Below are 18,441 nucleotides of genomic sequence, written 5' to 3'. Positions count from 1 at the left end.
GCGGGGTGGTTCACTGCACCGGTCGGTCGGGCGGACGGGGGGCAGGGCGTGGCACAGCCGGTCGGCGGCGGTCCGGTCCCCGGTGGGCTGGTCGCCCTGCTCGACGTCGCGGAGGCCGCGCCCGGCCGGTTCCGCGGCGCGGCGCGCGGCGTGCCGGCCGACCGGGCGTTCGGCGGCGCGGTGGTCGCCCAGGCGCTGCTCGCCGCGACGGCGACCGTCCCGGACGACCGGGCGGTGCACTCGCTGCACGCCTACTTCGTCCGCGCCGGCGACCCGGCCGCGCCCAGCGACCTGCAGGTCACCCGGGTGCGCGACGGCGGCAGCTACACCACCCGGGAGGTCGCCGCCGTCCAGCACGGGGAGACGATCCTCGTGCTGACGGCGTCGTTCGCCCGGCCCGAGACCGGCCCCGAGCACCAGGTGCCCACCCTGGACGCCCCGCCGCCGGAGTCGCTGGCCGCCCCGGCCGACGCGGCGGCCGGCGCCCCGGCCTCCGTCCTCGCGTGGCTGGCCTGGCTGGACGCGCGGCACCCGTTCGACTTCCGGTTCGACGGCGGCCCGCCCCGGATCGCCGCCGGCCGGGGCGAGCCGGCACCGCCGCGGCAGCGCTTCTGGTTCCGCTCCCGCGAGGCGCTGCCCGACGACCCGCGGCTGCACGCCTGCGCGCTCGCCTACGCCACCGACATGCTGCTGCTCGCCGTCGCGGTCGCCCCGCACGCGGCGGTCATCGGCGACCCCGGCCTGGTGACGGCGAGCCTCGACCACGCCGTCTGGTTCCACGGCCCGGCCCGCGCCGACACCTGGCTGTGCTTCGAGCAGGAGAGCGCCTGGTCCGCGGGCGGCCGCGCGCTGTGCTCCGGGCGGGTGTTCGACCGCGCGGGCCGGCTGGTGCTGACCGTCGTCCAGGAGGGCGTGCTCCGCCGGCGCCGGGCCTGAGCCGCTCCCCGGCGCAGCCGCCCGGGCGCGCGTCCCCCCGTCCGGGGGTGGCATCTGCTGTGATGGGCGGTACAGCGGTTCGCACGCCCCGCGGAGGTGCCGATGGCCGGCTGCCCGGCGAGCACCCCCGGGCTCACCCGACCGGGTGGGGATCGCGTGCCCGCCCTGTCGCGGCGGGCCCCCACTGCCGATGGGGAGTCGTGACCAGTCTCGCCGTCCGTCCGGACGCCGGCGCCGTGCCCGGGGGCTCCCCGCGGCCGCCGGACCCGCTCGCGGTCCTGCTCACGACGCTCGACGAGCTGGAGACCCTCACCCGCTTCGACTCCGAGGCGGCCGCGGAGCGCGCCGGCGCCGCCGCGGGCACCGCCCGCGAGCTCGGCCGCCCCGACCTGGAGCAGCGGGCGCGGCTGGTGGCCGCCGACCTGCTGCGGCGGCGCGGCTCGGTGGCCGAGGGCGGCCGGATCGCGCACGAGGTGCACCGCTGGGCCACCGAGGCCCGGTCCCGGCACCTGCTCGCCCGCAGCTCCTTCGTCCTCACCGCGGTGTTCCAGGAGCTCGGCGACCTCGCCGGCGCGCTGGAGCACGCCGTGCAGGGCGTCGACCTGCTCGACGACGACGCCCTCCCGGCGCTGCGGGTCGACCACCTGGTCCGGCTGGCCGACGTCCTGGGCCTGTCCCGCGACCCCGCCGCCCCCGAGCGCTACGCCACCGTCCTCCGGCTGGCCGAGGACCTCGGCGACGTCGACCGGCAGCTGCGCATCCTCAACAACCGCGCCTACACCGACACCCTCGCCGGCCGGTTCGCCGACGCCCTGCACTTCAGCACGCGGCTGCAGGACCTGGCCGCCGCGCACGGCGTCCCGCTCGACGTCGGCCGGCTGGACACCGTCGCCCGCGCGCTCATGGGCCTGGACCGGCTGGACGAGGCGGAGGAGGCGCTGCTGCCGGGCCTGGCGCCGGAGGTGCTCGACAGCTCCCACGACGGCGACGCCGGGGCGGACTTCCTGCTCACCCTGGCCGAGGTGCAGCGCCGCCGCGGCGCCGTCGACGCCGCCCAGCGGACCCTCGACGAGTGCGTGCGCCGCTGCCTGCAGCACGGGCTGACCTCGATCCGGGTGCGCGCCCGCGCCGAGCAGGCCGAGCTGCACGCCGCCGCCGGCGACCACCGCGCGGCGTTCGAGGAGCACAAGCGCTACTGCGCCGAGCTGATGGAGCAGCAGTCCGCCCAGCGCGAGTCCCGCGCCCGCGCGCTGCAGGCCATGTACGAGACCACCGAGGCCCGCCGGCAGAGCCGCCGCTGGCGCGAGCTGTCGCTGCGCGACCCGCTCACCGGCCTGCACAACCGCCGGCACGTCGACGACGAGCTGCCCCGGCTGCTGGCCGACGGCGCGCTGGTGTGGGTGGCGCTGCTGGACCTGGACCACTTCAAGTGGGTCAACGACACCTGCTCGCACGCCGTCGGCGACGAGGTGCTGCGCACCGTCGCGGGCATCGTGCAGGACCTCCCGGCCCCGGGCACCGCCTCGCTGGTCGCCCGGCTGGGCGGTGAGGAGTTCCTCGTCGTCCTCGCCGGCGCCGACGCCGCGGCCGCGGCCCGGCACCTGGAGGACGTCCGCAGCGCCGTGGCCGCCCACGCGTGGGGCCCGCTCACCGGGGACCTGCCGGTGACCGTGAGCATCGGCGCCGCCAGCACCAGCGAGGTCATCGACCGGACGCCCGCGCAGCTGCTCGGCCGCGCCGACGCACGCCTCTACCGCGCCAAGCGCGAGGGCCGCGACCGCGTCGTCGTCGGCGACTGACCAAGGACCCCCTTGCCCCCCCCACCGCTCGCAAGCCCGCGGGGGGCCCCTGCACGGGGGCCTGACCGAGCTGTGCGATGCGCTGCGTCGACCCACGCGGTCGACGCCGGACCGGTGGCGGAGCACGCTGCACGGGTGACCACCGACCCGGCGCCGATCAGCCGCTTCCCCGTCGCCGACCCCGCCGACCTGCCGCCGGACCTGGCCGAGCGCCACGCCGAGGTGCAGGAGAAGTCGGGGTTCCTGCCCAACGTCTTCGCGGCGCTGGCCTGGCGGCCGGCCGAGGAGCGGGCGTTCCTCGCGATGCACGACGCGCTCATGGACAAGGACACCCCGGGCCTGTCGACCGGCGAGCGGGAGCTGATCGTGGTCGCCACCAGCGCGGCCAACGACTGCGCGTACTGCGTGGTGGCGCACGGCGCGATCGCGCGCATCCGCACCCGTGACCCGTACCTGGCCGACCTGGTCGCCGTCGACTGGCGCAAGGCCCCGCTCGACGACCGGGTGCGCGCCGTCCTCGACGTCGCCGTCCGGCTGGCCACCGACCCCGCCGCCGTGACCGCCGCCGACCTCGACCGGCTGCGCGCGCACGGCCTCACCGAGGACGACGTCTGGGACGTGGGCGCGATCACCGCCTTCTTCGCGCTGTCCAACCGGCTCGCGCACTTCGCCGCGATCCCGCCCAACCCCGAGTTCCACCTCATGGGCCGGCTCCCCCGGTGACCGCGCGCGGGCCGACTACCGTGGGCCCGTGACCAGCGCGGACAGCGGGACCGACGACCCGTCGGGCATCGCCGACGCCGACTTCGACCGGCTGGTCGTCCTGGTCCGCACGCTGCTCGACGTCCCCACCGCGCTGGTGACCCTCGTGCAGCCCGACCGCCAGGTGTTCCCCGGCGCCGTCGGCCTCCCGCCCGAGTGGCAGGCCCGCCGCAGCACCCCGCTGAGCCACTCGTTCTGCCAGTACGTGCGGGCCACCGCGCGGCCGCTGGTGGTCCGCGACGCCCGCGAGGTGGAGGTCCTGGCCGGCAACCGGGCGATCGACGACCTCGGGGTGGTCGCCTACTGCGGGGTGCCGCTGGTCGGCCCGGACGGCGAGGTGGCAGGTGCGGTCTGCGCCATCGACTCCCGGCCCCGCGACTGGACCGACACCGACGTCGCGGTGCTCACCCAGGTCGCCGGGCTGGCCGCCTCCGAGCTGCGGCTGCGCGCGCTGACCCGCGACGCCGAGACCGCCCGGCGGGCCGCCGAGCGGATCAGCGAGCAGACCCGGCTGCTGCTGCGGTTCGCCGAGACGCTGGCCGACGCGGTCACCCTCGACGACGTCGCCGCGGCCGTGACCGGCGCCGCCGCCGAGGCGCTGGGCACCTCGTGGACCTGCCTGGCCCTCGTCGACCCCGCGACCCGCCGACTGCGGCTGGTGCCCGGCACCCCCGAGGACGACGTCTCCCTCCCGCTGGGCGCCGAGGTCCCGCCGGCGGTCGCGCTGACCACCGGGCGCGCGGTGTTCCTCCCCGACCCGGCGACCGCCGCCGCGCGGTTCCCGCACGCGCGGCCGCCACGGCCGGCCGGGGCGTCGGCGCACCTGCCGCTGCCGGTCGCCGGCGCGCTGCCGGGCACGCTCAGCCTGGCCTGGGACGAGCCGCACGCGTTCGGCCCGGTCGAGCAGGGCCTGGTCCTGGCCCTGGCGCAGTACACCGCCCAGGCCGTCGGCCGCGCGGTGCTGCTGGCCCGGCAGGAGTCGGTGGCCACCACCCTGCAGCGCGCGCTGCTCGGCGAGCTGCCCACCCCGGCCGGGCTGGAGCTGGCCGCCCGCTACCTGCCCAGCAGCGCCGGCGCGCAGGTCGGCGGCGACTGGTGGGACGCCTTCGACGACTCCGACGGCGCCACGGTGCTGGTCATCGGCGACGTCAACGGTCACGACGTCGCCGCCGCGGCCAGCATGGGGCAGCTGCGGGCGATGCTGCGCGGCTTCGCCTTCGAGGGCGGCGAGCCGCCGGCCAGGGCGCTGGACCGGCTCGACGCCGCCGTCGCCGGGCTGCGCACCGGCGCCCTGGCCACCGCGCTGGTCAGCCGGGTCGACCTCGGCGACGACGGCGGCCGGGTGATGTCCTGGAGCAACGCCGGGCACCCGCCGCCGCTGCTGCGGCACGCCGACGGCCGGGTCGAGGTGCTCGCCCCTCCCCCGGACCTGCTCGTGGGCCTGGACGCCACCCGGGCGCGGGGCACCCACCGGATCGCGCTGGAGCCGGGCAGCACGGTGCTGCTCTACACCGACGGCCTGGTCGAGCGCCGCCGCACCGACCTCGACGACGGCATCGCCCAGCTCACCGCCGCCGTCGCCGCGGACGGCGCCGGCTCGCTGGACGACCTGCTCGACCGGCTGCTGGAGGGCGTCCGGGGCTCCACCGACGACGACGTCGCGCTGCTCGCCGTCCGCGTGCGGTGACGACGGACGGACATGCGTCCGTCACACGGTGTCCCTACGGTGTCCCGATCCGGCCCGCCCGGGCCGCTCGAGGAGGACATCCGTGCGCTTCCGCCCCATCCCCCGCCGGGCCACCGTGGCCCTCGTCGCCGCCGCGTCCGTGGTCGCGGCCGCCGCTCCCGCCGCCGCGGCCCCCGGCGCTCCCGGCACCCCGCGCTACGCCGACGGCAGCACCTCCGGCGGGGACCCGTACTTCCCGGCCGCCGGCAACGGCGGCTACGACGTGCAGCACTACGGCCTGGACCTGTCCTGGCACCCCGGGGCGACGCCGCAGGAGAGCCGGCTCGACGGCACCGCCGTCGTCACGCTGACCGCCACGCAGGACCTGGCGAGCCTCTCGCTGGACCTGCGCGGGCTAACCGTCTCCTCGGTGCTGGTCGACGGCAGGCCGGCCCGCTTCACGCAGCTCCCGCCGGGTGAGGACGGCCGCGGCGGCGAGATCGTCGTCCAGGCGGCGCCCAGGCTGAAGGCCGGCACGACGCACGAGGTCACCGTCGTCTACAGCGGGTACCCGGGGCAGCCCACGGACGCCGAGGGCGCCCTCTACGGCTGGGTCACCTTCGCCGACGGCGTCCTCGTGGCCGGTGAGCCCGAGGGCGCGCCCACCTGGTTCCCGGTCAACGACGTCCCCACCGACAAGGCCACCTACGACTTCCGGATCACCGTCCCCGCGGGCAAGACCGCCGTCGCGAACGGTGAGCCGGTGGGCGCCCCGGTCACCGTCGGCGACCGGACGACCTGGACCTGGCACGCGGCCGACCCGATGGCCAGCTACCTCGCGACGGCGTCGATCGGCGACTACACGATGACGACGTCGACCGGGCCGGACGGGCTGCCGATCCTGGACTTCGTCGACACCGGGGTGACCGGCATCCGGCTGGCGACGACCCAGCGCAGCCTGGCCCTGCAGCCACAGATGATCGCGTTCTTCGAGGACGTGCTCGGCCCCTACCCGTTCACCTCGTTCGGCGCGATCGTCGACGACGACAGCGTCGGGTACGCGCTCGAGACCCAGACCCGGCCGGTCTACTCCCGGTCGGCGGGCGAGACCACGGTGGCGCACGAGCTGGCCCACCAGTGGGTCGGGAACAGCGTGAGCCCGACGACGTGGGCCGACATCTGGCTCAACGAGGGCTTCGCCACGTACCTGCAGTGGATGTGGACCGAGTCCCGCGGCGGCACCACGGCGCAGGAGTCGTACGAGGACGTCCTCGCCACCCCGGCCGACGACGAGTTCTGGACCGTGCCGCTCACCGACCCCGGTGCCACCGGCCTGTTCGCCGACGCCGTCTACGACCGGGGCGCCGCGTTCCTGCACGCCCTGCGCCTGGAGATCGGCGAGGCCGCCTTCGCGGAGCTGCTGCACCGCTGGGTGTCCGAGAACGAGGACGGCAACGTCACGACCGCCGACCTGCTGGCCCTGGCCGAGGACGTGAGCGGGCAGGACCTCGACGCCCTGTTCCGCGACTGGCTGACCGATCCCGACCGGCCCGCGGCGGAGTGACCTCCCGGGGGCGGGCAGGATCGGCGCCATGCCCGCCCCCGGTACCCCGCTCGAACGGCTCGGCTTCCTCACCATCGGCCTGTTCGACCCCGCCGACCCGGCCGCGGGCCACGAGACGACGCTGCGGACGGTCGAGCTCGGCGAGCGGCTGGGCTTCGACAGCGCCTGGCTGCGCCACCGGCACCTGCAGTACGGCATCTCCTCGCCGGTCGCCGTCCTCGCCGCGGCCACCCAGCGGACACGGCGGATCGAGCTCGGCACCGCGGTCACCCCGCTCGGCTGGGAGAACCCGCTGCGGCTGGCCGAGGACCTCGCCACCGTCGACGTCCTCTCCGGCGGCCGGCTCAACCCCGGGGTCAGCGTCGGCCCGCCGATGCACTGGGACGACGTCAAGGGCGCGCTCTACCCCGACACCGCCGGCGTCGAGGACTTCTCCTACGCCCGGGTGGAGCGGCTGCTGCGGCTGGTCGGCGGGGAGCCCGCGGCGTCGTTCGCCGGGCGCGAGGGCGTCGTCGAGGAGTGGTCGGACCGGGTGCAGCCGCACTCCCCCGGCCTGCGCGACCGGCTCTGGTACGGGGGCGCGAGCACCCGCTCCGCGCAGTGGGCCGGGCAGGCGGGCATGCACCTCCTCACCAGCAGCGTGGTCCGCGCCGAGGGCGGCTCCACCGACTTCGCCGCGATCCAGGCCGACCAGGTGCGGGCCTTCCGCGAGGCCAACCCCGGCGGGCGCGTGTCGCAGGGTCTGGTCGTCATCCCGACCGACAGCGCCACCGCCGAGCAGCGGGAGCGGTACGCCGCCTACGTCGAGGCCCGCAGCCCGCGGGTGGGGGTCCCCCAGGGCCCGGGGCGGCTGCTGTTCGCCCCCGACCTGCTCGGCACCGCCGAGCAGGTCGCCGAGGCGCTGTACGCCCACGCCGGCTTCCGCGAGGTCACCGAGGTGGTGTTCGCGCTGCCGTTCAGCCTCACCGAGGCCGACCACGAGCAGATCCTCACCGACACCGCCGAGCGCCTCGGCCCGCTGCTCGGCTGGTCCCCGGCCGCCTGAGCGGTCAGCGCGGCACCGACACCGACCACGCGGCCGGGACCAGCCGCCAGGTGCGCGCGCCGGCCGGCGGCAGCAGGTCGCCGTCGGCGTCCAGGCCGGCCGGCTCGCCGCTCACGGTGACCTCCCGCCCGCGGACGACGACGACGTCGTCGCGGCCGGGGTGCCGCCCGGCGAGCAGCGCGACGGCGAACGCGGCCCGCGCGGCGGGGCCGGTGGCCGCGCTGACCACGACGTCGGCCAGGCCGTCCCCGGGGTCGGCGCCGGGCGCGAGCGCCGTCCCGCCGCCGATCGTGGGCCCGTTGCAGACCCCGACCATGAGCAGCGGCGTCGCCCCGTCGGCCGCCCAGCCGGCGGGCGCGGTGACGACGGCGCCGTCCACGGTCACCCGCAGCCGGTGCTCCGCGCCGGCGATCCCGGCGACCGCGGCGCCGACGGGGTAGGCCAGCACGCCGAGCCGCTCCTTGAGCCCGGCGGCCTCGTCCGCGGCGCGGACGCCGATCCCGGCGTGCACCGCGTTGACCACCACGCCCCCGGCGTCGTCGCGCAGCAGGTCCAGCGGGCGCGGGGCGCCGTCCAGGACGCAGCGCGCGGCGGCGGCCGGGTCGTCGGGCAGGCCGAGCGCGCCGGCCAGGTCGTTGCCGGTGCCCAGCGGCACGACGCCGAGCGGGTCGGCAGGGTCGAGGGCGCCGGCGCGGTCCAGCGCGGCGACGACCGCGTGCACCGAGCCGTCGCCGCCGGCGACGACCGGCCGGCGCCCGTCCCGCCCGGCGAGCACGCGGTCCAGGTCGCCGGCGTCCGCGGTCGCCGCGACCTCGACGTCGGCGCCGGCGCGCAGCACCTCCAGCGCCGGGTCCAGCCCGTCGGCGCTCCCCGCCGATCCGTTCACCACCAGCAGCAGCCGCACGGGGAGCACCCTCCCAGCCCGCGCGGGCCCCGGCCGCCCGCGGGCAGGATCGGCACCGTGACGAGTGACGCCGACGCCGTGGTCGCGGGCCTGCGCTCGCGCGGCAGCCTGAAGTGGACCCGCTACCCCGACGCGCTGGGTGCCTGGGTCGCCGAGTCCGACCTGGGCACCGCGCCCGCGGTCACCGCCGCGCTGCAGGACGCCGTCGCCCGCGGCCTGTTCGGCTACCTGCCCGACTGGCTCGCCCACGACATGGCGCGGGCGACCGCCGCCTTCCTGCGCGACCGGCACGGCTGGGAGGTGCCGCCGGAGCGGGTCCGGCCCATGGCCGACGTCCTGGCCGGGCTGTCCGCGGCGATCACCCACCTGTCCCGGCCCGGCTCGCCGGTGGTGCTGCCCACCCCGGCCTACATGCCCTTCCTGGAGGTGCCGCCGGCGCTGGGCCGGGAGGTGCTCGAGGTGCCGATGGCCCGCGACGGCGACCGGTACGTCTACGACCTCGACGCGCTCGACGCCGCCTTCCGCGCCGGCGGGGACCTGCTGGTGCTGTGCAACCCGCACAACCCGATCGGCCGGGTGCTCGAGCCCGCGGAGATGCTCGCCGTCGCCGAGGTGGTCGACCGGCACGGCGGCCGGGTGTTCTCCGACGAGGTGCACGCGCCGCTGGTCTTCCCCGGCTCCCGGCACGTGCCCTACGCGTCGCTGTCGGACGCCACCGCCGCGCACACCCTCACCGCCACCAGCGCGTCGAAGGCGTGGGACCTCGCCGGCCTCAAGTGCGCGCAGCTGCTGCTGTCCAACGACGCCGACGCGGAGCTGTGGGCCCGGGTCGGGCACGGGGTGGAGCACGGCTGCTCGACGCTCGGCGCGGTCGCCAACACCGCCGCCTACCGGGACGGCGTCGGCTGGCTGGAGGAGACGATCGCCGTCCTCGACCGGCACCGCCGGCTGCTCGCCGACCTGGTCGCCTCGCACCTGCCCGGCGTCCGGTACCGCCCGCCGGAGGGCACCTACCTGGCCTGGCTGGAGGGCCTCCCGGCCGACGCCCCCGGCGACCTGCTGCTCGCGCGGGCGGGGGTGGCGGTGGTCGACGGCGCCCGCTGCGGCGAGGCCGGGCGCGGCGCGGTGCGGCTGAACCTGGCCACGCCCGAGCCGGTGCTCACCGCGATCGTCGAGCGGATGGCGGGCGTGCTGCGCTGACCGGTCCCCTCAGTCCCGCGCGACACGGTAGACCCGGTACTCGACCGCCGGCCCGACCAGCACGCGCCCCTCGGCGACGAACAGCGTCTGGTTCACCCAGGCATATCGCTCGTCGCCGGTCTCGAGGCGCGGGGTGGTGAAGAAGTACTGGTCCCCGAAGTCCGTCGAGGTCCCGCCGCCGCCCATGATGGCGAGGATCGCCGGGGTCAGCTCCATCAGGCCCGGGTACTGGGCATAGATGTAGGCGCCGTCCACCGTCTGAACCGTGGCCCGAACGTCCAGGCGGCCGAAACCATCCGCGCCCACCAGCAGCCAGTCGGCACCCGCGCCGACGAGCCGACCCTTGAGGCGTTCGCCGTGGACCTCGCCGCCGGTGATCGTCGCCTCCATGCGATTACCGAAGGGACCCGGCCCGACCGGATGCGGCTCGAGGTCGGCGTGGTACTCGAACTCCGGGACCAGTTGTGGCATGGCGTCCCTCCCCCGGGACGAGGGCGGGCCGGGAACCCGCCCGGGGGGCGGACGGTCCGCCGCCACGACCGGACGGTCAAGGAAGCCGCGCGCGCCCGGGCGTTCCGGACACGGCGCGTGCAGGCGGACTCCCGGTTGCGTCAACTGCGGGTGTCGGCCTCGACCGCCTCGAACGCCTTGCGGGCGGCGATGAGCACCGGGTCCCAGACCGGCGCGAACGGCGGCGCGTAGGACAGGTCCAGGGAGAGGACCTCGTCGACGGTCATCTCGTTCCAGATGCAGATGGCCAGCGCGTCGATCCGCTTGGCCGCGCCCTCCTCGCCGACCACCTGGGCGCCGAGCAGCCGGCCGCTGCGCCGCTCGGCGATCATCTTGACCCGGATCGGGGACGCGTTGGGCATGTAGCCGGCGGTGGTCGTGGAGTCGACGGCGGCGGTGACGAACGAGTAGCCGGCGTCCTCGGCCTCCTTCTCCGACAGCCCGGTGCGCGCGGCCTCGACCGTGCAGATCTTGGTGATCGCCGTCCCGATGACGCCGGGGAAGGTGGCGTAGCCGCCGCCGATGTTGATCCCGGCCACCCGGCCCTGCTTGTTCGCGTGCGTGCCGAGCGCGACGACGACCCGCTGCCGGGACAGCCGGTGCACCGACTCGACGCAGTCGCCGGCCGCCCACACCCCGGGCACCTGGGTCCGCATCCGCTGGTCGACGGCGACACCGCCGGAGGTGCCGAGCGGGATGCCCGACTCCGCGGCCAGCCGCACGTTCGGCCGCACGCCCAGGCCGAGGACGACGAGGTCGGCGGGCAGCTCGCGGCCGCCCTCGGTGACCACCGCGCGCGCCCGCCCGTCGCGGTCGACGTCGATGCCCGCGACGCCGTCGCAGAGGACAAGGTCGACCCCCTCGCTGCGGACGCCGTCGGCGATGAACCGGCCGACGTCGGGGTCGAAGGTGCCCACCGGGGTGGCCGACTTGTCGACGACGGTGACCCCGAGCCCGCGCACCCGGCACGCCTCGGCGATCTCCAGCCCGATGTAGCCGCCGCCGATGACGACCACCTCCCGCACGCGCCCGCTGTCGAGCTCGGCCCGCAGCGCGACGCCGTCGTCGAGCACCTGGACGCCGTAGACGCCCTGCGCGTCGATGCCCTCGACCGGCGGGCGCATCGGCACGCTGCCGGTGGCGTAGACGAGGTCGTCGTAGGGCTCGGTGCCCTCGGTGCCGGCGTCGAGGTCGCGCCAGTGGACGAGGCCCTTGTCGGTGTCGATGCCGACGACCTCGGTGCGCATGCGGACGTCGATGCCGGCCGCGCGGTGCTGCTCGGGCGTGCGGGCGACCAGCCGCGCCTCGCTGTCGACGGTGCCGGAGATCCAGTACGGGATGCCGCAGGCGGAGTAGGAGGTCGCGCGGCCGCGCTCGAACATGACGACGTCGAGGTCGGGCTGCCGCTTCCTGGCCTGGGACGCCGCGCTGCCGCCGGCGGCGTCTCCTCCGATGACGACGAGACGGGTGCTCACCCCGGCAGGCTAGGACTCAGCGGTCCTCCAGGCTCACCGCGACGGTCGCGGCCAGCTCGCGGACCGCCTCGAGGTCGTCCTTCGTCGGGGCGCCGGTGAGCGACAGGGGCGCCGCGACCTGCTTCCACCGCAGGGCGCCGGTGATCGTGCCGATGGCCTTCAGCGCGCCGGCGGTGTCGTCGCCGCCGTGCACCCACACGCCGAAGGGCAGGCCGACGGTGGCGTCCAGGCAGGGGTAGTAGACGGTGTCGAAGAAGTGCTTGAGCGCGCCGCTCATGTAGCCGATGTTGGCCGGGGTGCCGAGCAGGACGCCGTCGGCGGCGAGCAGGTCCGCGGGCCCGGCCGACAGCGCCGGCCGCTCGACCAGCTCGGCCTCCTCGACCATCGCCACGCCCTCGCGGGCCGCCTCGAGCACCGCCTGCAGGTTCGGCGAGGGCGTGTGGTGGACGACGAGCAGCCGCGGCATGCCGCCATCCTCCCCACGCCGTTCGGTCCCCGCCGGGTCCGCCGGGCACGGGCTGTGTGGCCGTCCCGCCCGTCGTCGACTCCCGGTCGTCCCGGGGCGGCGGAGACCGCCGCAGGTCGACGACCGGCGCACCGCCGGGCGGCCCCGGGCGCGCGTGCCTGCCCGACGCCGTCGAGGTGCGCGCCGCGGTCCCACGATCTGCGCTGGTGGGAGGGGGACGCGCGTACCCGCCGGGACGTGCCGGACGAAGGGGTCCCCCGCCGTGAGTTCCTACCGCTGCAAGCCCAGCAAGCCCGTCGCCGTCCTCGGGATCGTCGTCGGGGTCGGGATGCTCGTCCTCGGCATCACGCAGTTCGGCGACGCGAGCGGCGGCGGGCTGGGGTTCCTCGGGTTCCGGTGCGTCCTGGTCGTCGCCATCACCGCGCTCACCACGTGGGCGGCCTTCTCGGAGCGGGGGCCCTGGGGACCTTCGTCCGGCCCCCCGACGACACCCCCTCGCCCGACCGCTGACCCTCCTGCGCGGGGTCCGGCACCAGCGCGCCCGACCGTTGCGCCGCCTGTCGACCTGCTGCGGTCTCCGGCGACCGGGGGCGACCGCAGGTCGACAGGCGGCGCGTCCGTGACCGCCCCGCGGCCGACGCCGGGTCCGGCAGGATCGCGGCCATGGCGGAGAACCCCCGGATCGGGCCCATCGAGCGGACCACGAAGCGGTCCTGGGACGAGTGGCTCCGCTTCCTGGAGTCCGTCGGCGCGAGGGACCTCGACCACCAGGCGATCGCGCTGCACGTCTACGAGGAGCTCGGCGACGGCTTCGAGCAGCGCGGCTGGTGGACCCAGTCGGTGACGGTCGCCTACGAGCACCACATCGGCCGCCGCGTCCCGGGCCAGCGCTCCGACGGCACCTTCCAGACCAGCGTCAGCCGGGCCACCCCGCTCGGCATGACCGAGCTCATGGAGCGCTGGCGGGCGTTCGCCGACGGCGACGCGGCCGTGCGGGAGGTCGTCGCCGGCGGCGACCCGAGGGTCAGCGGCACCGACCGGCGCGTCACCTGGCGGACGAGGGCGGCCGACGGCTCGTCCGTCGTCGTCACCAGCGAGCCGAAGCGGAACGGGACGGCGTCGCTCGTGGCGACCCAGATGGGCCTGCCCACCCCCGAGGCCAACGAGGCGGCCCGCGCGCGGTGGGCGGGGATCGTCGAGCGGTTCCTGGCGGGCGCGCGGCCGGGACGCTGACCCGAGGAGGCGGCATGGGCGACGAGACGCCGGCGGCGCAGCTGGAGCACCTGCGGGCCCTGCCCGGGACGTGGACGACGGAGGGCACCCATCCCCTGCTGCCCGGCCAGGAGATCCGCGGGCGGGCCGTGTTCGCCTGGCTGGAGGGCGGCCACTTCCTCGTCTGGCGCTCCCACAGCGACCACCCCGACGTGCCCGACGCGCTCGCCGTCATCGGCGTCGTCGACGGCCGGCTGTCGATGCACTACTACGACTCCCGCGGCGTCCACCGGCTGTACGCGGTCGGCGCGGGCCCGGGCGAGTGGCGGTTCTGGCGCGACGACCCGCAGATGTCGCAGCGGTTCACCGGCACCTTCGGCGACGGTGGGGACGTGCTCGTGACGCGCGGCGAGTTCTCCCGCGACGGCGGCGCCACCTGGGACGAGGACCTCACGCTCACCTACCGCAGGACCGGGTGAGGCGGAGCCGGGACGCCCCTCCACGCGGCGCGCGACCGCTACCCTCCCGCCGCCATCGGCGGGGACGGGGAGGGACCGTGGGACTCAGGATCGGCACGGGCGTGCTGGCGGCGCTGGTCGCCGGCGCGGCGCTCGGCGCGGTCAGCCGCGCGCTCATGTCGCTGGTCAGCCTCGCGGCGACCGGGTCGAGCACGTTCTCGTGGAGCGGGACGTCCTTCGTCCTGCTGCTCTACGTGCTGGTCGCGCTCCCGGGCGGCGCGGTGGCCGGGCTGACGGTGCACCGCCTGCGGTGGCTGCTGCCGGTCGCCGGGGCGCTGTTCCTCTGCCTGCCGGCCGTCGGGGTGGCCGCGGCGGAGGTCGGCGCGACCGCCGGGTTCGGCGCCCTCCAGTGGCTCGGTGTCGTCGGCTCCGGCGCCGCCGTGTTCGCCACCATCGGGCTGCTGCCGGTGCTCACCGTCCGGCTCACCGACCGGTGGCTCGGCCGCCGCCGGGTCCCCGACGGCGGAGGGCCCGTGACCGCGCCCGAGGGCACCGCGCCGGCGGCTGCCGCCGGCTGAGGCGGGCTCCGGGGCGTGGCCGGGCGCCGCCGGCGTCACTAGCGTGGCGCGATGGCCATCGAGGTCCACCCGGCGACGCGGGAGCGGTTCGACGACGTCGCGGCCGTGCTCGGCCCGCGGAACCCGGACGCCAACGTCTGCTGGTGCCTGAGCCACCGGCTCGACTCGCGGACCAACCGCGAGCTCGTCGGTCCCGCGCGGCGGGAGTACGTCCGCGCGCTCACCGGGCGCCCGGTCGCGCCGGGGGTGCTCGCGTACGACGACGGCGAGGTCGCCGGCTGGGCCGCGGTCGCGCCGCGGGCGGAGCTGCCCTTCGAGCGCTCGCGGAGGATCCCGCACGTCGACGACCTCCCGGTGTGGTCGCTGTGGTGCGTGCGCGTGCGTCCGGGCCACCGCGGGAAGGGCATCGCGCACGCGCTCCTGCAGGGCGCGGTCGGGTACGCGGCGGCGAACGGCGCCCCCGCCGTCGAGGGCTATCCCGCCGACAGCGGGGACGAGCGGGTCGACACCACGATGGCCTACGTCGGCACGCGGCGGATGTTCGAGGCGGCCGGCTTCACCAAGGCCGCGGACACCGACGCCGTCGCCGGCGGCTTCCCCCGCGTCCTCGTCCGCCGCGCCCTCCCCTGAGCCGGGTGGTCACCGGTCGTCACGGCCGGTCGACGATCGGGCGGCCCACGCCGACGCGGGCCCGTGCCGTGCGGGGGGACGGCGCTCGGCGTCCACGGGCGCACGAGGCTGGTCCCCAGGAGCGACGTCCACGGAGCCGGCTGTCGGGAGTGGGCCATGACCAGGGTGGCGATCGTGACCGGAGGCGCCTCGGGGATCGGGCGGGCGCTGGGTGCGGCGCTGGTGCGCCGGGGTGACCAGGTGGTCCTCGCGGACGTCGAGGGTCCGGCCGTGGCCGAGACCGCGGAGCACCTCACGGCCCTCGGCCCCGGGGCGGCGTCGTCGGCCGCGGTGGACGTCCGGGACGCGACGGCAGTCGAGGCGCTGGTCACCGGCACGGCGGGGCGGCACGGCCGGCTGGACCTGCTGTTCAACAACGCCGGCGTGGGCTTCGGCGGCCCCGTGGAGGAGATGTCCCTCGCCCACTGGGACCGGATCGTCGACGTCAACCTGCGCGGCGTCGTCCACGGCGTGCAGGCCGCCTACCCCCTGATGCTGCGGCAGGGGTCCGGGCACATCGTCAACACGGCGTCGCTCGCCGGGTTGCTGCCGATGCCCGGGAACGTCCCGTACGGCACGACGAAGTGGGCGGTGGTCGGCCTGTCGCTGTCCCTCCGCACCGCGGCCGCGCCCCACGGGGTGCGGGTCAGCGTGGTGTGCCCGGGCGCCGTGGACACCCCGTTGCTGGACCAGAAGCCGCCGGCGGACCTCCCGCGCGTCCCCACCGCGGAGGCCATCGACGTCCGCGCGGTGCTGACCCGGGTCAGCGGGGGCCGCCTGTACGGCGCCGACGCGCTGGCCGCCGACGTGCTGCGCGGGGTGGACCGCAACCGGGCGGTCGTGGTCGCGCCCCGGCAGGCACGGGTCATGTGGTGGCTGATGCGCCTGTCGCCGTCCCTGGTGATGCGCCTCGAGCAGGGGATGATGGCCCGCGAGATGGCCGTCCGGTCGGCCCCGGCCGCGGCGGTGCCGACGCCGAGGACGGAGCCCGCCGAGGACGTCCGCGCCTCCGGCTGACGCACCCGGACCCGTAGTGGAGCGCGCGCTCCACTAGAGTGGCCTCGTCCGTCCACGGAGGAGGTCCCGATGCCCCGGCCCCGGGTCCACGCGCCCGACGCGGTCCTCGACGCCGCCGAGGAGCTGCTCGTCGACCGCGGCCGCGCGCAGCTGACCGTCCGCGCGCTGGCCGCCCGGTCGGGGGCCTCCAACGGCAGCATCTACCACGCCTTCGGCTCGCTGGAGACCGTCGCCGGGGCCGCCTGGCTGCGCCGCGCGCGGCAGTTCCTCGACCTGCAGCGGGCCGCCGTCGCGGAGGCCGGCCGGGACGCCCGCCGGGCGGTGCAGGCCGCCGCCGACGCCCCGGCCCGGCTCGCCGAGCAGGACCTGCGGGCGGCGCGGCTGCTGGTCGGGCTGCAGCGCGACGACGTCCTCACCGACGCCGTCGCCCCGGACGTCGCCGACGGCCTGCGCGCCCTGGACGCCGACCTGCTCGACACGCTGCGCCGGCTCGCCCGCTCGCTCTGGGACCGCGACGACGCGGCCGCCACGGGCGTCGTCACCACCTGCGTCGTGCGCCTGCCCGCCGCGCTGCTGTTCCCCGGGATCCGCGCCGGACGGGTCCACCCGCACACCCGCACGCAGCTGGCCGCCGCCGTCGGCGCGGTCGTCGACTGCGGCCCGCCGGCCTGAGCCGCCCCACCCCCACCCACCGCACCGGGAGACCACCGTGCCCACGCTCGACCGTTCCGACGACGTCTTCGTGCTCGACCTCGGCGCCGACGAGAACCGCTTCTCCCCCGACTGGCTCGCCGCCGTCGACGCCGCCCTGGACGAGGTGGAGGGCGCCTCCGGGCCCCGGGCCCTGGTCACCACGGCCACCGGCAAGTTCTTCTCCAACGGCCTGGACCTCGCCTGGCTGCTCGAGCACCCCGACCAGCGGGACGCCTACGTCGGCACGGTCCAGCGGCTGCTCGCCCGCGTGCTGGCGCTGCCGGTCCCGACCGTGGCGGCGGTCCAGGGCCACGCCTTCGCCGCCGGGGCGATGCTCGCGCTCGCGCACGACCAGCGGGTCATGCGCGCCGACCGCGGCTTCTGGTGCCTGCCCGAGATCGACATCGACCTGCCCTTCAGCCCCGGCATGTCCGCCCTGATCCAGGCCCGGCTCACCCCGCAGACGGCGCACGTGGCGATGACCACCGGCCGCCGCTACGGCGGCACCGACGCCCTCGCCGCGGCGATCGTCGACCGCGCCGTCGCCGAGGAGGAGGTCCGCCCGGCCGCCGTCGAGATCGCCGCCGCGCTCGCCGGGAAGGCCGGCCCGACCCTGGGCACCATCAAGTCCCGCCTCTACGTCCCGGCCCTCGCGCTGCTGCGGGACGAGGTGTCACCCCGGGGCTGAGCGGGGGCCGAGGGCGGCCAGCAGCCCGTCGCGGGCGGTGGCCAGCGACGGGCCGTACCAGGTCAGCGCCCGCCCGGACACCAGCACCGACCGCACCCCGGGGAACGCCTCGGGACCGTCGTCGGCGGTGAACGGGTAGGGCTCGTCGGGCAGCAGGACGACGTCGGGCCGCGCGGCGAGGACGTCGTCGACGGCCACGTGCGGGTAGCGGTCCTCCCCCTCGCCGAAGACGTTCACCAGGCCCAGGCGGGCCAGCACGTCCCCGGTGAAGGTGCGCGGGCCGACCACCATCCACGGGTCCCGCCACACCGGCACGGCGCACCGCAGTGGGGGCTCCGGCGCCGGCCGCGCCCACGCGCCCGCGGCGTCCGTCAGCCAGTCCGGCTCGGGGACCTCCAGCGCCTCGGCGAACAGCCGCCGCATCGAGGCCAGCGCCTCGTCCACCGACTCGATGACCGTCACCCACACCGCGATCCCGGCCGCGCGCAGCCGGTCGACGTCCAGGCGCCGGTTCTCCTCCCGGTTGCAGACGACGAGGTCCGGCGTCAGCGCGGCGACCGCCGCCCGGTCGGGGTTCTTGGTGCCGCGGACGCGCGGCACGTCGAGGCCGGCCGGGTGGGTGCACCAGTCGGTGGCGCCGACCAGCCGGTCGGGCACGGTGACCGCCAGCGCCTCGGTCAGCGACGGCACCAGCGACACGATCCGGGGGGGGGGGGGGGGGGGGGGGGGGGGGGGGGGGGGGGGGGGGGCGGGGGGGGGGGGGGGGGGGGGGGGGGGGGGGGGGGGGGGGGGGGGGGAG

Annotated in this window: 19 protein-coding genes; 14 read left to right on the top strand and 5 right to left on the bottom strand. The window is 77.0% G+C overall.

Annotated features, from left to right (window positions below; genetic code table 11):
* Positions 1-48: 48 nt before the first annotated feature.
* The 6 genes from ACI79L_RS08130 to ACI79L_RS08105 all read left to right on the top strand — a co-directional run bounded on the left by ACI79L_RS08130 (position 49) and on the right by ACI79L_RS08105 (position 7,772).
* The gene (locus ACI79L_RS08130; protein WP_456936290.1) at positions 49-936 is read left to right on the top strand and encodes an acyl-CoA thioesterase; all 888 of its coding nucleotides are present in this window, start codon (positions 49-51) and stop codon (positions 934-936) included.
* Between the two features lie 200 nt (positions 937-1,136).
* Complete coding sequence (locus ACI79L_RS08125) at positions 1,137-2,735, top strand: GGDEF domain-containing protein (RefSeq protein WP_456936289.1); 1,599 nt, start codon at positions 1,137-1,139, stop codon at positions 2,733-2,735.
* A gap of 135 nt (positions 2,736-2,870) precedes the next feature.
* A complete protein-coding gene (locus ACI79L_RS08120) occupies positions 2,871-3,458 on the top strand; it encodes a peroxidase-related enzyme (protein ID WP_456936288.1) in 588 nt (195 codons plus the stop codon).
* Positions 3,459-3,486: 28 nt separating this feature from the next.
* Complete coding sequence (locus ACI79L_RS08115; RefSeq protein ID WP_456936287.1) at positions 3,487-5,184, top strand: GAF domain-containing SpoIIE family protein phosphatase; 1,698 nt, start codon at positions 3,487-3,489, stop codon at positions 5,182-5,184.
* A gap of 82 nt (positions 5,185-5,266) precedes the next feature.
* Entirely contained in the window at positions 5,267-6,727 is a 1,461-nt protein-coding gene (locus ACI79L_RS08110; protein ID WP_456936286.1) for a M1 family metallopeptidase, read from the top strand.
* Between the two features lie 28 nt (positions 6,728-6,755).
* Entirely contained in the window at positions 6,756-7,772 is a 1,017-nt protein-coding gene (locus ACI79L_RS08105) for an LLM class flavin-dependent oxidoreductase (protein WP_456936285.1), read from the top strand.
* A 4-nt stretch (positions 7,773-7,776) separates the two neighbouring features.
* Here ACI79L_RS08105 and ACI79L_RS08100 read toward each other — a convergent pair whose 3' ends face one another.
* On the bottom strand, positions 7,777-8,676 hold the full coding sequence (locus ACI79L_RS08100) for a diacylglycerol/lipid kinase family protein (protein WP_456936284.1): 900 nt from the start codon (positions 8,674-8,676) through the stop codon (positions 7,777-7,779).
* Positions 8,677-8,733: 57 nt separating this feature from the next.
* On the opposite strand from ACI79L_RS08100, the gene ACI79L_RS08095 reads away from it, so the two are divergent.
* A complete protein-coding gene (locus ACI79L_RS08095) occupies positions 8,734-9,876 on the top strand; it encodes a MalY/PatB family protein (protein ID WP_456936283.1) in 1,143 nt (380 codons plus the stop codon).
* Between the two features lie 9 nt (positions 9,877-9,885).
* Here the strand turns inward: ACI79L_RS08095 and ACI79L_RS08090 are convergent, their stop codons facing one another.
* The 3 genes from ACI79L_RS08090 to ACI79L_RS08080 form a co-directional block, all read right to left on the bottom strand.
* Complete coding sequence (locus tag ACI79L_RS08090; protein WP_456936282.1) at positions 9,886-10,347, bottom strand: DUF3237 domain-containing protein; 462 nt, start codon at positions 10,345-10,347, stop codon at positions 9,886-9,888.
* A gap of 140 nt (positions 10,348-10,487) precedes the next feature.
* Entirely contained in the window at positions 10,488-11,861 is a 1,374-nt protein-coding gene (locus tag ACI79L_RS08085) for an FAD-dependent oxidoreductase (RefSeq protein ID WP_456936281.1), read from the bottom strand.
* A 16-nt stretch (positions 11,862-11,877) separates the two neighbouring features.
* Positions 11,878-12,327: a flavodoxin family protein gene (locus tag ACI79L_RS08080; RefSeq protein WP_456936280.1), complete on the bottom strand. Its 450-nt coding sequence runs from the start codon at positions 12,325-12,327 to the stop codon at positions 11,878-11,880.
* A 663-nt stretch (positions 12,328-12,990) separates the two neighbouring features.
* On the opposite strand from ACI79L_RS08080, the gene ACI79L_RS08075 reads away from it, so the two are divergent.
* The 7 genes from ACI79L_RS08075 to ACI79L_RS08045 all read left to right on the top strand — a co-directional run bounded on the left by ACI79L_RS08075 (position 12,991) and on the right by ACI79L_RS08045 (position 17,642).
* Positions 12,991-13,560 (top strand): hypothetical protein, encoded by a 570-nt coding sequence (locus ACI79L_RS08075; protein WP_456936279.1) that lies wholly within the window; start codon positions 12,991-12,993, stop codon positions 13,558-13,560.
* 14 nt (positions 13,561-13,574) lie between these two features.
* Entirely contained in the window at positions 13,575-14,018 is a 444-nt protein-coding gene (locus ACI79L_RS08070; protein ID WP_456936278.1) for a hypothetical protein, read from the top strand.
* Between the two features lie 77 nt (positions 14,019-14,095).
* Positions 14,096-14,575 (top strand): hypothetical protein, encoded by a 480-nt coding sequence (locus tag ACI79L_RS08065; protein WP_456936277.1) that lies wholly within the window; start codon positions 14,096-14,098, stop codon positions 14,573-14,575.
* A 51-nt stretch (positions 14,576-14,626) separates the two neighbouring features.
* A complete protein-coding gene (locus tag ACI79L_RS08060) occupies positions 14,627-15,205 on the top strand; it encodes a GNAT family N-acetyltransferase (protein ID WP_456936276.1) in 579 nt (192 codons plus the stop codon).
* 156 nt (positions 15,206-15,361) lie between these two features.
* Positions 15,362-16,261 (top strand): SDR family NAD(P)-dependent oxidoreductase, encoded by a 900-nt coding sequence (locus ACI79L_RS08055; protein WP_456936275.1) that lies wholly within the window; start codon positions 15,362-15,364, stop codon positions 16,259-16,261.
* Positions 16,262-16,330: 69 nt separating this feature from the next.
* Positions 16,331-16,933 carry a helix-turn-helix domain-containing protein gene (locus ACI79L_RS08050; protein WP_456936274.1) on the top strand — a complete coding sequence of 201 codons (603 nt, stop codon included), beginning with the start codon at positions 16,331-16,333 and terminating at the stop codon, positions 16,931-16,933.
* A gap of 37 nt (positions 16,934-16,970) precedes the next feature.
* Positions 16,971-17,642, top strand: coding sequence for an enoyl-CoA hydratase-related protein (locus ACI79L_RS08045; protein ID WP_456936273.1), 672 nt, complete (start codon positions 16,971-16,973; stop codon positions 17,640-17,642).
* Here ACI79L_RS08045 and ACI79L_RS08040 read toward each other — a convergent pair.
* Positions 17,628-18,341: a helical backbone metal receptor gene (locus ACI79L_RS08040; RefSeq protein WP_456936272.1), complete on the bottom strand. Its 714-nt coding sequence runs from the start codon at positions 18,339-18,341 to the stop codon at positions 17,628-17,630. The genes ACI79L_RS08045 and ACI79L_RS08040 overlap by 15 nt on opposite strands.
* Positions 18,342-18,441 lie beyond the last annotated feature (100 nt).

Source organism: Geodermatophilus sp. SYSU D00684, assembly GCF_054050455.1.
The sequence above is the reverse complement of the archived record's forward strand: the minus strand, read 5'-3'. Positions and strand labels throughout refer to the sequence as shown.

Bases quoted from the DNA above. Each gene is read 5' to 3' on its own strand.
- ACI79L_RS08105 (WP_456936285.1), top strand. From the start codon at position 6,756: ATGCCCGCCCCCGGTACCCCGCTCGAACGGCTCGGCTTCCTCACCATC.
- ACI79L_RS08090 (WP_456936282.1), bottom strand. From the start codon at position 10,347: ATGCCACAACTGGTCCCGGAGTTCGAGTACCACGCCGACCTCGAGCCG.
- ACI79L_RS08080 (WP_456936280.1), bottom strand. From the start codon at position 12,327: ATGCCGCGGCTGCTCGTCGTCCACCACACGCCCTCGCCGAACCTGCAG.
- ACI79L_RS08075 (WP_456936279.1), top strand. From the start codon at position 12,991: ATGGCGGAGAACCCCCGGATCGGGCCCATCGAGCGGACCACGAAGCGG.
- ACI79L_RS08070 (WP_456936278.1), top strand. From the start codon at position 13,575: ATGGGCGACGAGACGCCGGCGGCGCAGCTGGAGCACCTGCGGGCCCTG.
- ACI79L_RS08060 (WP_456936276.1), top strand. From the start codon at position 14,627: ATGGCCATCGAGGTCCACCCGGCGACGCGGGAGCGGTTCGACGACGTC.
- ACI79L_RS08055 (WP_456936275.1), top strand. From the start codon at position 15,362: ATGACCAGGGTGGCGATCGTGACCGGAGGCGCCTCGGGGATCGGGCGG.
- ACI79L_RS08050 (WP_456936274.1), top strand. From the start codon at position 16,331: ATGCCCCGGCCCCGGGTCCACGCGCCCGACGCGGTCCTCGACGCCGCC.